Here is a 12,901-nt window from a genome sequence, read left to right as displayed (position 1 = left end):
CAAGGCCCTGCTGGTGGTGAAGAGCGCCGCCGCCGCCCACCGCCCGTCATGATGGCGGTGACGCGCGATCGTGAGGAGAACGGTGAGCGACGGTTCGTACGAAGTGCGCCCCATCGGCCGGGTGGAGTCGTCATTGACCGATCGGGCCGCGGCGCCCCGGCAGGGCGACGAGGGAGCACCGGACGCGTGGCTGGTGTTCCGGGAGGACGTCCGCGAGGGCCTGCGCGACCTGACCGAGGGCGCCCAGGTCATCGTGCTGACGTGGTTCGACCGGGCGTCCCGTGACGCCCTGGTCGTCCACCCGCGCGGCGACCTGGCCCGGCCGCGCCAGGGGGTGTTCAGCACGCGGTCGCCCGACCGGCCGAACCCGATCGGCCTGCACCGGGTGACGATCCTGCGGGTCGACGGGCTCCGCGTCCTGGTCAAGGACCTGGAGGCACTGGACGGCACGCCGATCGTCGACGTCAAGCCGGTCCTCGACCAGGACGTCGCCGAACGCTGATCACCCGGGTGTCCGGTGGATCCTCGTCCGTCCGGACGCCCCTGGGCGAACCGGCGGGCGATCCGGAGCGTCGGACCTCCTGATCAGGGAGGGGCATGACACGGCGACTCGTCCGGGCGGTGGCGTGGGTCTGCGCGACCGTACTCGGCGCTCTGGTGATCTTCTTCGGGTACGCGTGGTTCGACTGGCAGCCGGAACCGCCGGTGTACGGCGGCACCGCGAACGCGCTGTGGGCCCGCCATCAGTGGGCGGGGGAGGCGCACACCGAGGCCGAGTACCGCGCCCTCGCCGGCACGCTCACCCGGGATCGGATCACCGACGTCTTCTTCCACGTCGGCCCGCTGACCGGCGACGGACGGATCCCGTCGGCGCGGTACGGCCACGCGGCGGAGCTGCTGGCGGCGCTGCGCCGGCTGGCGCCGGGCGTGCGCGCCCAGGCGTACGTCGGGCAGGTCGAGCGTTCCGGCGGCGGCCCGCTGGACCTGCGCGCGCCGGCGACGCGGGCGCACATCCTGGACACCGATCGCGCCCTCCTCGACGTGGGGTTCGCCGGCATCCACTACGACATCGAGCCGATCTACCCCGACGACCGGAACTTCCTCGACCTGCTGTCGCGCACGCGGGAGGTGACGCGCGCCCGGGGACGGCTGCTGTCGGTCGCGCTGGAGCAACCGGGACTCGCCGACTGGACGCAGCCCCTCTTCCGGCTCGCGCTGCCGCGTGGGAGCACCCACTACCCGCCACGGCCCACGGCGGCGTACCTGAAGGCCGTCGCGGACCGCGTCGACCAGGTGGCGATCATGACGTACGACTCGGAGGCGCCGACGCGGGCGCTCGCCGGATGGCACTTCGCCCACCACACCGAGCGGACGCTGTCGCTGATCGGCGACCGCGTGACCGTCTTCATGGGGGTGCCGACCTACCGGTCGCCGACGCCGTGGGCCGAGGACCTGCCCACCGCGCTGCGCGGTGTGCGGCAGGGCGTCGCGCGGCTGCGCCGGCCACCCCGGCGGCCGTACGGAGTGGCGGTCTACGCCGACTGGACGACGAGCGACCGCGACTGGGCGGCGTACCGCGCCGGATGGCTGGGGGAAACGCGCTGACCGGCGGCCGGGACGACCCGGGAGCGGCCCCCGGATGACGTCCCGCCGTACGCGCGCGGGCACCGTCCGTCAGCGCGCGAGCGACACGCGGGACAACTAAATCTGACGCTTGCGATACATGCCGCAAAAGCTGATTAAATGACCTGTCTTCGCAGGTGAAACGCTTCCCCGTGGACCTCCTGACCGCTCGCGGCCATGTGGTCGATTCGTCCTCACGCGGGGAAGGATTTCCGGCGACCGTGGTGCGGATCGCCGCGGCTGGCGGTGTGGGAGGTTCGGGAGAGATGCACATGGAGGACACTGTCCAGGGGGCGGCCGGTCAGCTGCAGCAGCTGGCGGCCGATTACTCCGGTTGGCGGTTCGGGCTCGGCGGCTCCGGTCACTGGTGGGCGGTACGGCGCAACGAGTGCCTCCGCGCCCGGAGCCGGGAAGAACTGGAACTGAAGCTGCGTGAGCATCTCGACGCCCGGCAGGACGCCTGACGGGCTAGGGGGGTGTCCGGTGATCCATCGGACACCCCGCAGGCGCGGATGCGCGCGCCTCGGTGGCCGGTGCGCCGGTCGGGTGGGTGACCGGCGCGGAGAGCCCCAGACCCCTGCCACCGAGGCGCGCATCCTCCGCCGGGAGAGGCTCCGCCAGCCCCGCCAGACCCCGGCGGAACCCCGTCCCACTCACTCCAACGTACGAGAGGCCGCCAAGGTTCTCCGGTAACGCCGGTTTTCTGAATTCCGATGCTGAAGGTGACGTCGTCAGAACGCGTACCCCCGAGCGTGTTCTGGCGGCGTCTTCCTCGTCAGGGCCTCCTTTTCGGGCAAAAACCCAGGAAACACGGGGTGTTCCGGGCTCCGGGACGACGCGCGGACGAGGCGACACGGAGGTCCCCGCGGCTCCCGGCCACCGCCGATGCCCGGTAAGTTCGGAACATGGCACCCAGCACGAACGCCCTGCCGCAGGGACGTGACGACTCCGCGCCCTTCGGCCGGATGCTGACCGCGATGGTCACCCCCATGGCCGCCGACGGCACCATCGACTACGACGGGGCGGCACGGCTGGCCGCGTACCTGGTGGACGAGCAGCGCAACGACGGCCTCGTCGTCAGCGGGACGACGGGAGAGTCGCCGACGACGAGCGACGAGGAGGACGAGCGCCTGCTGCGCACCGTTCTCGAGGCGGTCGGCGACCGCGCGACGATCGTCGCCGGCGTCGGCACGAACCACACCGAGCACACCCTGAAGCTGGCGCGCCAGGCGGAGCGGGCCGGCGCCCACGGCCTCCTGGTCGTCACCCCGTACTACAACAAGCCGCCGCAGGAAGGACTCGCGCGCCACTTCAGCACGGTGGCCGACGCGACCGGCCTGCCGGTGATGCTCTATGACATCCCCGGCCGTACCGGCACGCCCATCGCCGCGGAGACGCTGCTGCGGCTCGCCGACCACCCGCGGATCATCGCGGTGAAGGAGGCGAAGGGCGACCTGTTCGGCGCCTCGCGGGTGATGGCCGAGACGGATCTGGTGTTCTACTCCGGCGACGACGCGCTGAACCTGCCGTGGCTGTCGGTCGGCGCGGCCGGCTTCGTGAGCGTGGTCGGGCACGTCGTCGGCGCCGACCTGCGCGAGATGATCGACGCGTTCCTCGGCGGGGACACGCGGCGCGCCACGGAGATCCACCGCAGGCTGCTGCCGGTCGTCACCGCCCTCATGACCCGCACTCAGGGCGTCATCGCCACCAAGGCGGCGCTGTCCCTGCTCGGGCTGCCCGGCGGCACCGTCCGCCCGCCCCTGGTGGACGCGACGCCGGAGTTCACCGCCGCGCTGCGCGAGGACCTCGTCGCCGGCGGCGTCAAGATCGTGGAGGGTCCGTGAGCGGACCACAGGTTCCCAAGGCATCGCCGGAGAGGCGAGCCGCTGAATAGGTAGGAGGGCGCGTGACCAACGCGCATGACCACACCCCCGCGCGATCCCGCGAGGGGGTGTGGCGATGAGTCACCCGCATCCCGGTCTCGGTGCTCCGCGGCCGCTCGTCCAGGGCGGTCTGCGGATCGTGCCGCTCGGCGGCCTCGGCGAGATCGGCCGCAACATGACGGTCTTCGAGTACGACGGCCGGCTGGCGATCGTCGACTGCGGCGTGCTGTTCCCCGAGACGGAACAGCCCGGCGTCGACCTGATCCTGCCGGACTTCGACTACATCCGTGACCGCCTCGACGACATCGAGGCGGTGATCCTCACCCATGGCCACGAGGACCACATCGGCGCCGTGCCGTACCTCCTGCGGGAGCGGCCGGACATCCCCGTCGTCGGTTCACGGCTGACCCTCGCGCTGCTGGAGGCCAAGCTCGCCGAGCACCGCATCAACCCGGTCGCGCTGCGCGTGGCCGAGGGCGAGCGGCGGTCCTTTGGACCGTTCGACTGTGAGTTCCTCGCGGTCAACCACTCGATCCCCGACGCCCTGGCGGTCGCCCTCCGCACGCCCGCCGGGCTCGTGCTGGCCACCGGCGACTTCAAGATGGACCAGTTGCCGCTGGACGGCCGGCTCACCGACCTCGGCGGGTTCGCCCGCCTCGGCGCCGAGGGCATCGACCTGCTGCTGTCGGACTCCACCAACGCCGAGGTCCCCGGCTTCGTCACCAGCGAGCGCGACATCGGCGTCGTCCTGGGCGACGTGCTCCGCGTGGCGGAGAAGCGCGTCATCGTCGCCTGCTTCGCCTCGCACGTCCACCGCGTGCAGCAGGTCCTGGACGCCGCGCACGCCAGCGGCCGCAAGGTCTGCCTCGTCGGCCGGTCCATGGTGCGCAACATGGGCGTCGCCCGCGACCTGGGCTACCTGCGCGTGCCCGGCGGGATCATGGTCGACCAGAAGGAGATCGACGGCCTGCCCGCCGAGAAGGTGGTGCTGGTCTGCACCGGCTCGCAGGGCGAGCCGATGTCGGCGCTGTCCCGGATGGCGAACCGGGACCACCAGATCCGGATCGAGGAGGGCGACACGGTGATCCTCGCGTCGTCGCTCATCCCCGGCAACGAGAACGCCGTCAACCGCGTCATCAACGGCCTCACCCGCTGGGGCGCGCGGGTCGTGCACAAGGGCAACGCGCTCGTACACGTCTCCGGTCACTCCCCGGCCGGCGAGCTGCTGTACGTGCTGAACATGACCCGGCCGAGCAACTTCATGCCGGTCCACGGCGAGTGGCGGCACCTGCGGGCGCACGCCCGGCTGGCCGAGCTCACCGGCGTCCCCCACGAGAACGTCATCATCGCCGAGGACGGCGTGGTGGTCGACCTGGTCGACGGCAAGGCGCAGATCGCCGGAGCCGTCCGGGCCGGGTACGTCTACGTCGACGGCCTGTCGGTCGGCGAGATCACCGAGACCTCGCTGAAGGACCGCCGCATCCTCGGCGACGAGGGCTTCGTCTCCATCGTCGTCGTGGTCGACTCCGAGAGCGGCAAGCCCCTCGGCGGCCCGGAGATCCACGCCCGCGGAGCCGGGATCGACAGCTTCGAGCCGGTCATCCCGCGCATCGAGGACGCCCTGGACACCTGCGCCGCGGACGGCATCAACGACATCCACCAGTTGCGGCAGCTCGTGCGCCGCACGGTGGGTCGCTGGGTCAACGAGACCTACGGCCGCCGCCCGATGATCATCCCGGTCATCGTCGAGGTCTGACCCACCCCGAACCGGTCCGGTCCGCACGGACCGGGCCGGACGGGACCGGCTCGTGTCCCCCGACTCGCGTCCGGGGGCCGGCCGGACGGGATCGGTCGGGGTCCTCCGGACTCGCGTCCGGGGGACCGGCCGGTTCGGCCCCCCGACGGCCGATCGACGACACGCCGTAAGGCGAGGTTCAACGGCAGCGGGCGGGGCGCCGCTAGTCTCGCCATCATGGCCACACGTACGCCCGGGGGTGCTAAGGGCTCCTCCTCAGGTACGCGTGGCGGCACGGCGCGAAGGCCCGCCGCCCGTAAACCGGCGGCCGGGGGCAAGGCGTCCGCCGCGAAGACCCCGGCACGCGCGTCGGGGACGCGCAAGCGCGCACCGGCGGCGTCCCGTCCGGCGGCGCGCTCCCGCCCCCCGCAGCGGCCCGATCCGATCAGCACCCTCTTCCTCGGCTTCTGGCAGTTCGTGGCCCAGGTGTGGCTGCTCCTGGCCCGCGCCGTGGGCGGGATGGCGCGGACGTTCGGGCGGGGGGCCCGCGAGCTGGACGAGGAGCACCGCCGCGACGGGCAGGGCCTCGCCTTCCTCGGCCTGGTGATCGTCCTGGCCGCGGCCACCTGGTTCGACCCGCACACCTGGGCGCTGAAGAACCTGGGCCGGCTGATCCGGGACTGCCTGGGATCGCTGGCCATGGTGCTGCCACTGATCTGCCTCCTGCCGGCCTGGCGGCTGCTGCGCCATCCCGAGCGCAACGGCGACGTCGGCCGCATTCTCATCGGCTGCGCGGCGCTGGTCGGCGGCATCGTCGGCATCGTGCACATCGCGCACGGCACGCCGTACCCCAGCGCGGGCGAGCACGCCCTCCAGGACAGCGGCGGCCTGCTCGGCTGGCTGCTGTCCGCGCCGCTCACCAGCACCGTCACCGCCTTCGTCGCGGTCCCACTGCTGTTGTTGCTGGTCGGCTTCGGCGTGCTCGTCGTGACCGCGACACCCGTGCACCGGGTGCCGGACCGGCTCGCCGAGCTGCGGGACCGGATGCTGCTGCGCGAGGAGCCGGAGGAGCCGGCGAAGACCGCAAAGAATCGGAAACGGTCCCGCAAGACCGAGGTCGAGGTCGGCGAGCACCAGCAGCCGTACGACACGCCGGTCGTGTCCGAGACCCGGACCACGCGGGCCGACGAGATCTTCGAGGAGGACGAGGGGCCGAGCCTCGCCGACGAACTGCTGTCGCCTCCGGAGCCGCCGGAGCCTCCCATGCCGCCCGACCCGACGCCGGCGCCGCGGATCACCGAGCAGCTCACCCTGTCGACCTCGTCGACGGGCGACGGCACCTACCGGCTGCCGCCCCCCGGCGTCCTGAAGGCCGGATCGGTCGTAAAGCCGCGCACCAAGGCCAACGACGTCGTCGTGAACGCCCTGTCCGAGGTGCTCGACCAGTTCAACATCGACGCGCAGGTCACCGGCTTCACCCGGGGCCCGACGATCACCCGGTACGAGATCGAGCTCGGCCCCGCCGTCAAGGTCGAGCGGATCACCGCGCTGGCCAAGAACATCGCGCTCGCCGTCAAGAGCGCCGACGTGCGGATCATCTCCCCGATCCCCGGCAAGTCCGCGATCGGCGTCGAGATCCCCAACACCGACAAGGACATCGTCAGCCTGGGGGACACCCTGCGGTCCTCGGTGGCGGCAGGCGACCACCACCCGATGCTCGTCGGGCTCGGCAAGGACGTCGAGGGCCGCACCGTCGTGGCCAACCTCGCCAAGATGCCGCACATGCTCATCGCGGGCGCCACCGGCGCCGGTAAGTCGACCTGCATCAACGGCCTGATCACCTCGATCCTCATGCGGTCGACCCCGGACGAGGTGCGCATGGTCCTCGTCGATCCCAAGCGCGTCGAGCTCACCTCGTACGCCGGGATCCCGCACCTGATCACACCGATCATCACCAACCCCAAGAAGGCCGCCGAGGCGCTGCAGTGGGTGGTCGGTGAGATGGACCGGCGCTACGACGACCTCGCCGCCTCCGGGTACCGCCACATCGACGACTTCAACAAGGCCGTCGTCGCGGGCAAGCTCACCGCCCCGCCGGGCAGCGAGCGCGTCTACCAGCCGTACCCCTACCTCCTCGTGATCGTCGACGAGCTCGCCGACCTCATGATGGTCGCGCCCCGCGACGTCGAGGACTCGGTCGTGCGCATCACCCAGCTGGCCCGCGCGGCAGGCATCCACCTGGTGCTCGCCACACAGCGGCCCAGCGTCGACGTCGTCACCGGCCTGATCAAGGCGAACGTCCCGTCCCGGCTGGCGTTCGCGACCTCCAGCCTCGCCGACAGCCGCGTCATCCTCGACCAGCCGGGCGCCGAGAAGCTGGTCGGCCAGGGTGACGCGCTGTTCCTGCCGATGGGCGCGAGCAAGCCCATGCGGCTGCAGAACGCCTACGTCTCGGAGAAGGAGATCCACGAGGTCGTCGAGCACTGCAAGAAGCAGGCCGAGCCCGACTACCGCGAGGACGTCGCCGCGGCGGAGACGCGCAAGAAGGAGATCGACGAGGACATCGGCGACGACCTCGAGCTGCTGATCCAGGCGGCCGAGCTGATCGTCTCCACGCAGTTCGGCTCGACCTCGATGCTGCAGCGGAAGCTGCGCGTCGGGTTCGCGAAGGCGGGGCGCCTCATGGACCTGCTGGAAAGCCGCAACATAGTGGGCCCCAGCGAGGGGTCGAAGGCACGTGACGTCCTGGTCAAACCCGACGATCTACCCGGTGTGCTCGCGTCCCTGCGCGGAGAGTAGCGATCGAGATCTTGGGGTAGCTGACTTAGTGCGCGTTGCACGTCGCTTCTCACGCACCGCCTTCATAGACTGATCACGGAGCGGGGAGGCGACCCGGCGGCGTGGACCTGAACACCGCCACAAGGTTCCCAGGAGGCGTGTCGTGACGATCGGTGGCACCCTCGCGAAGGCCCGCCAGGAGGCGGGTCTCAGCGTCCCGCAGGTCGCCGGCCGGACTCGCATCCGCGAGACGGTGCTCCAGGCCATCGAGCGCGACGACTTCAGCATGTGCGGCGGGGACTTCTACGCCCGCGGCCACATCCGGAGCATCGCGCGCGCCACCGGGATCGACCCGGAGCCGCTGGTTCAGGAGTACGACGACGCGCACGGGGGCCCGCCGCAGGCGGTCTCCGCGCGGCTGGCGTTCGAGGCGAAGACCCCGGTCAAGATCCTGGAGCGCCGCTCGCCGAACTGGAGCGCCGCCATGGCGGTCGCCCTGGTCGCCGTCGTGCTGTACGGGATCTTCCGGGTCGCCACCGGGCAGGAGCGCCACAAGTCCGCCGAGCGGGCCGCCGCGCCGGCCGCCACCGCGACGGCGACGGTCCGCCCGTCGCACACCGCCGCCGTGGCCCAGGCGCCCCGCAAGGAGGTCACCGTCCGCCTCAAGGCCAAGCGGGCGAGCTGGCTCAGCGTTGAGGACGACAAGGGCAAGCAGCTGTTCAGCGGCGTCATCCGCGCCGGTCAGTCCCAGGAGTGGTCGGCCAAGAAGCACATCCGCCTGGTCATCGGCAACGGCGGCGGGGTGCGCCTCACCGTGAACGGCAAGGACCTCGGCACACCCGGCCCGGACGGCCAGGTCGTCCGGCTCGCCTTCGGCCCGGGAGATCCGCAGAAAGGCTGAGGGCAGCCCGCCTCGTGCGGGCCAGTACCGTATGGGGCATGTCCACCCCGCGTACTGAGCCCGCGGCCGCGCAGCGCACGCGCCCCGCGAGAGGGGAGCACCGCGCGTGAGCACCGCCGACCAACCCACCGACTCGGCGGATCGCCGGACCGTCTCCCTGGTCACCCTCGGCTGCGCCCGCAACGAGGTCGACTCCGAGGAGCTCGCGGCACGCCTGGAGAGCGCGGGCTGGACGCTCGACGACTCCGGCGACGCCTCGGTCGTCCTCGTCAACACCTGCGGCTTCATCGACGCCGCGAAGAAGGACTCGATCGACACCCTGCTCGCGGCGTCCGACTCCGGGGCGCGGGTCGTGGCGGCCGGGTGCCTCGCCGAGCGGTACGGCGCGGAGCTGGCCGAGTCGCTGCCCGAGGCCGACGCGGTGCTGAGCTTCGACGACTACGCCGCCATCGGCGAGCGCCTCGAGGACGTCCTCGCCGGCCGCCCGCACCGGGCCCACACGCCGCAGGACCGGCGCAAGCTGCTGCCGCTCAGCCCGGTCCAGCGGTCCGGGGCCGACGTCCACGTCCCGGGCCACGGTGATCCGCCGCCCGCCCTCGACGCGCCGGACCTGCCCGAGGGCGTCGCCCCGGCGAGCGGCCCGCGCGTCCTGCGGCGGCGCCTCGGCGGTGGACCGGCGGCCCCGCTCAAGCTCGCCTCCGGCTGCGACCGGCGATGTACGTTCTGCGCCATCCCGGCCTTCCGCGGGGCGTACGTCTCGCGCCGGCCCACCGAGGTCCTCGACGAGGCCCGCTGGCTGGCCGGTCAGGGTGTCCGCGAGATCGTCCTGGTCAGCGAGAACTCCACCTCCTACGGCAAGGACCTCGGCGACATCCGCCTGCTGGAGACGCTGCTGCCCGAGCTCGCCGCCGTGCCCGGCGTCGAGCGGGTCCGGGTGAGCTACCTGCAGCCCGCCGAGCTGCGCCCCGGGCTGATCGAGGCGATCGCCACGACGCCCGGCGTCGCGCCGTACTTCGACCTGTCCTTCCAGCACGCCAGCGGCCCGCTGCTGCGCCGGATGAAGCGGTTCGGCGACCGCGAGCGGTTCCTCGGCCTGCTCGAGCAGATCCGCGCGCTCGCCCCCGAGGCCGGCGTGCGCTCCAACTTCATCGTCGGCTTCCCCGGCGAGACCGAACACGACGTCGACGAGCTCGCGCGGTTCCTCACCGCCGCCCGCCTCGACGCCGTCGGCGTGTTCGGCTACTCCGACGAGGAGGGCACCGAGGCGGTCGGTTTCGACGGCAAGCTGGACGCCGCCGAGATCGACGCCCGCGTCGCCGACCTGTCCTCGCTCGCCGAGGAGCTCACCGCCCAGCGTGCCGAGGAGCGCATCGGATCGACCGTGGAGGTCCTGGTCGAGGAGCCCGGCGAGGGCCGGGCCGCGCACCAGGCCCCCGAGATCGACGGCGTCGTGACCCTGAAGGGCGATCCGCCCGTCGGGCGGATCGTACGCGCGCGCGTCGTCGAGGCGATGGGCGTCGACCTCCTCGCCGTCGTGGACGGGGCATGACGACCTCCGCCGGCGACGACCCGATCGCCACGCCGGTGGCCCCGCAGGCGGGGGTGCTCAACGTCGCGAACCTGCTGACCGTCGTCCGCCTGGTGCTGGTCCCGTTCTTCGTCTGGCTGCTGTTCATCGAGGGGACCTGGTGGCGGGTCGCCGCGCTGGGGATGTTCGTCGTGGCGTCGCTCACCGACCGCGTCGACGGCGAGCTCGCCCGCCGGCGCAACCTCATCACCGACTTCGGCAAGATCCTCGACCCGATCGCCGACAAGGCGCTCGTCGGATCCGCGCTGGTCGGCCTCTCTCTGCTCGGGCGGCTCTGGTGGTGGGTGACGATCGCCATCCTCGTCCGGGAGCTGGGCATCACGCTGCTGCGGTTCGTCGTCATCCGGTACGGCGTGATCGCCGCCAGCCGTGGCGGCAAGCTGAAGACGACGCTGCAGGTGATCGCCATCGGCCTGTACATCATGCCCGGCCCGTTCGACCCGCTGCGCTGGATCGTCATGGGGGCCGCGACGGTGGTCACCCTCGTCACGGGCCTGGACTACCTGGTCAAGGCATGGAAACTGGGGAAGGACGGGCGTGCGAGTCGAGCTGCTGAACGTCGGTGACGAGCTCCTGCGCGGCGACATCTTCAACGGCAACGCCGGGTGGCTCGGGCGGCGCCTCACGGAGGCGGGCGTGGAGGTCGTCCGCGACGTGGTCGTCCCCGACGACACCGAGACGATCGTCACGGCGCTGAGAGAGGCTCTGGAGCGCGCGGACGCCGTCATCGTCACCGGCGGCCTCGGCGGCACCTCCGACGACGTGACCCGGGACGCGCTGGCCCGTGCCGCGGGGGTCGCCCTGCGCCGTGACCCGGACCTGGAGGCCCGGCTGCGGGAGCGGGCCGTCAGCCGCGGTGTGCCGCTGCGCGAGTCGGCGCTGCGGATGGCCGACGTCCCGGAGGGCGCCCGGCGGCTGCCCAATCCGGCCGGCACCGCGCCGGGCCTGCGCGTGACCCTTCCCGGCGGCGTCGCGTACGCCGTGCCGGGCGTGCCGGAGGAGATGCGCGCCATCGTCGACGAGCACGTGCTGCCCGAGCTGGCCGGGACTCCCGTGGCGGCCCGCGTGCTGCGCACGGCGACGGTGTGGGAGTCGGTGGTCGCCGCGCGTCTCGCGCCGGTGGAGGCGCTCCCCGGCGTGCGCCTCGCCTACTACCCGTCGCCCGGCGAGGTCCGGGTGCGGATCACCGGTACCGCCGAGGACCGGGTGGCCGAGGCCGCGGCGCTGGCGCGTGAGCTGCTCGGCGGCTCGGTGTACGCCGAGGAGGACCTCGACCTCGACCGCGTCGTCCATCGCCTCCTGGCGGAGCGGAACGCCACCGTCGCGGTGGCCGAGTCGCTCACCGGTGGCCTGCTCGGCGCCGAGCTCACCGGAATGCCCGGATCGTCGGCGACGTTCGTAGGAGGTGTGGTCGCTTACGCGACCCCTCTCAAACATTCGCTCCTCGGCGTCCCGGCGGACCTGCTGGCCGCGCACGGCGCCGTCCACCCGGACGTCGCCGCCGCGATGGCCACCGGCGTCCGCGAGCGTCTCGGCGCCTCCTACGGCCTGGCCGTGACCGGTGTGGCCGGCCCCGACCCGCAGGACGGGCAGCCGGTCGGCACGGTCCATGTCGCGGTGGCCGAAACCGGCGGTTCCGCGAAGGTTCGCTCGGTTCGGCTGCCGGTGGCCGGGGACGGCGAGCGCGCCCGCGGCCCGATTCGCAGGATGACCGTCGTCCATGCACTTGACCTGCTGCGGCGTCATCTGCTCACACTGGACTCCAGTGAGAGTTGGGCCGTCACGGCGGGCCACCGGGAAGAACCGGGGTGATTACAGCGTTACGTCGGAAGCGAACATGAAAGTTTCGGTCTGCCACGTGCATCGTGAAGACAGGTACGGTGGAACCGGTAGATGAGTCAGGACTCACGGAGGGAGCGAGACATGGTCCTGCTTCGTCAGCTGCTCGGCGACGTACTCCGGCAGCTGCGGCTGCGCCAAGGCCGTACCCTCCGGGAAGTTTCCGCGGCGGCACGGGTGTCGCTGGGTTATCTGTCCGAGGTTGAGCGGGGACAGAAGGAAGCCTCCTCGGAGCTGCTCGCCTCGATCTGCAAAGCCCTCGGCGTGCCGCTGTCGCACGTGCTGCGCGACGTCTCCGATCAGCTGGCGCTGGCCGAGCTGCAGCAGGAGCCCGTGATGGCAGGTGCGCCGCCGGAGCATGAGCGGCTCGACGGCGACAGGATTTCGGCCGACGCCATCCCCAACACCCCCGAGACGATCGAGAACGCGCTCCGCGCCGACATGGTCGCGGCCTGACGGCCCGTTCGATACGCGCACAACGCCCTGGTCGCGGCCGTCCGCGACCAGGGTGTCCGTGTCTCCGCGTCGGGGCGGGCGGGCCCCCGACGCGAGCC

At 72.1% G+C, this 12,901-nt stretch carries 11 protein-coding genes; all 11 read left to right on the top strand.

The window, feature by feature from the left end; translation table 11 throughout:
* The first annotated feature begins 82 nt into the window (after window positions 1-82).
* The 11 genes from tsaA (at window position 83) to AB0K82_RS22200 (ending at window position 12,803) form a co-directional block, all read left to right on the top strand.
* Complete coding sequence (gene tsaA, locus AB0K82_RS22250; protein ID WP_364399564.1) at window positions 83-502, top strand: tRNA (N6-threonylcarbamoyladenosine(37)-N6)-methyltransferase TrmO; 420 nt, start codon at window positions 83-85, stop codon at window positions 500-502.
* Window positions 503-597: 95 nt separating this feature from the next.
* Window positions 598-1,605 (top strand): hypothetical protein, encoded by a 1,008-nt coding sequence (locus tag AB0K82_RS22245; RefSeq protein WP_364399562.1) that lies wholly within the window; start codon window positions 598-600, stop codon window positions 1,603-1,605.
* 290 nt (window positions 1,606-1,895) lie between these two features.
* Window positions 1,896-2,087: a hypothetical protein gene (locus AB0K82_RS22240; RefSeq protein WP_345361950.1), complete on the top strand. Its 192-nt coding sequence runs from the start codon at window positions 1,896-1,898 to the stop codon at window positions 2,085-2,087.
* Between the two features lie 441 nt (window positions 2,088-2,528).
* Window positions 2,529-3,467: a 4-hydroxy-tetrahydrodipicolinate synthase gene (dapA, locus tag AB0K82_RS22235; RefSeq protein WP_364399560.1), complete on the top strand. Its 939-nt coding sequence runs from the start codon at window positions 2,529-2,531 to the stop codon at window positions 3,465-3,467.
* 115 nt (window positions 3,468-3,582) lie between these two features.
* Window positions 3,583-5,262, top strand: a complete 1,680-nt coding sequence (locus AB0K82_RS22230; RefSeq protein WP_364399558.1) for a ribonuclease J — start codon at window positions 3,583-3,585, stop codon at window positions 5,260-5,262.
* 216 nt (window positions 5,263-5,478) lie between these two features.
* The gene (locus AB0K82_RS22225) at window positions 5,479-8,040 is read left to right on the top strand and encodes a DNA translocase FtsK (protein ID WP_364399556.1); all 2,562 of its coding nucleotides are present in this window, start codon (window positions 5,479-5,481) and stop codon (window positions 8,038-8,040) included.
* A 142-nt stretch (window positions 8,041-8,182) separates the two neighbouring features.
* Window positions 8,183-8,920 carry a helix-turn-helix domain-containing protein gene (locus tag AB0K82_RS22220; protein ID WP_364399554.1) on the top strand — a complete coding sequence of 246 codons (738 nt, stop codon included), beginning with the start codon at window positions 8,183-8,185 and terminating at the stop codon, window positions 8,918-8,920.
* Window positions 8,921-9,026: 106 nt separating this feature from the next.
* On the top strand, window positions 9,027-10,469 hold the full coding sequence (locus tag AB0K82_RS22215; RefSeq protein ID WP_364399552.1) for a MiaB/RimO family radical SAM methylthiotransferase: 1,443 nt from the start codon (window positions 9,027-9,029) through the stop codon (window positions 10,467-10,469).
* Window positions 10,466-11,074 (top strand): CDP-diacylglycerol--glycerol-3-phosphate 3-phosphatidyltransferase, encoded by a 609-nt coding sequence (gene pgsA, locus AB0K82_RS22210; RefSeq protein ID WP_364399550.1) that lies wholly within the window; start codon window positions 10,466-10,468, stop codon window positions 11,072-11,074. Before AB0K82_RS22215 ends, pgsA begins: the two co-directional genes overlap by 4 nt.
* Window positions 11,046-12,320 (top strand): CinA family nicotinamide mononucleotide deamidase-related protein, encoded by a 1,275-nt coding sequence (locus tag AB0K82_RS22205; RefSeq protein WP_364399548.1) that lies wholly within the window; start codon window positions 11,046-11,048, stop codon window positions 12,318-12,320. The genes pgsA and AB0K82_RS22205 overlap by 29 nt, the downstream gene beginning before the upstream one ends.
* Window positions 12,321-12,431: 111 nt before the next feature.
* The gene (locus AB0K82_RS22200; RefSeq protein ID WP_345361971.1) at window positions 12,432-12,803 is read left to right on the top strand and encodes a helix-turn-helix transcriptional regulator; all 372 of its coding nucleotides are present in this window, start codon (window positions 12,432-12,434) and stop codon (window positions 12,801-12,803) included.
* The last annotated feature ends 98 nt before the right edge of the window (window positions 12,804-12,901 follow it).

It is taken from the genome of Actinoallomurus sp. NPDC052274 (assembly GCF_040679475.1).
Classification (GTDB): Bacteria; Actinomycetota; Actinomycetes; order Streptosporangiales; family Streptosporangiaceae; genus Actinoallomurus; species Actinoallomurus liliacearum.
Note: the sequence above shows the minus strand (reverse complement) of the source record. Positions and strands in the feature narration are given on the sequence as shown.

Coding starts and splice junctions, on each gene's coding strand:
- AB0K82_RS22245 (WP_364399562.1), top strand. CDS start 598: ATGACACGGCGACTCGTCCGGGCGGTGGCGTGGGTCTGCGCGACCGTA.
- AB0K82_RS22240 (WP_345361950.1), top strand. CDS start 1,896: ATGGAGGACACTGTCCAGGGGGCGGCCGGTCAGCTGCAGCAGCTGGCG.
- dapA (WP_364399560.1), top strand. CDS start 2,529: ATGGCACCCAGCACGAACGCCCTGCCGCAGGGACGTGACGACTCCGCG.
- AB0K82_RS22230 (WP_364399558.1), top strand. CDS start 3,583: ATGAGTCACCCGCATCCCGGTCTCGGTGCTCCGCGGCCGCTCGTCCAG.
- AB0K82_RS22225 (WP_364399556.1), top strand. CDS start 5,479: ATGGCCACACGTACGCCCGGGGGTGCTAAGGGCTCCTCCTCAGGTACG.
- pgsA (WP_364399550.1), top strand. CDS start 10,466: ATGACGACCTCCGCCGGCGACGACCCGATCGCCACGCCGGTGGCCCCG.
- AB0K82_RS22200 (WP_345361971.1), top strand. CDS start 12,432: ATGGTCCTGCTTCGTCAGCTGCTCGGCGACGTACTCCGGCAGCTGCGG.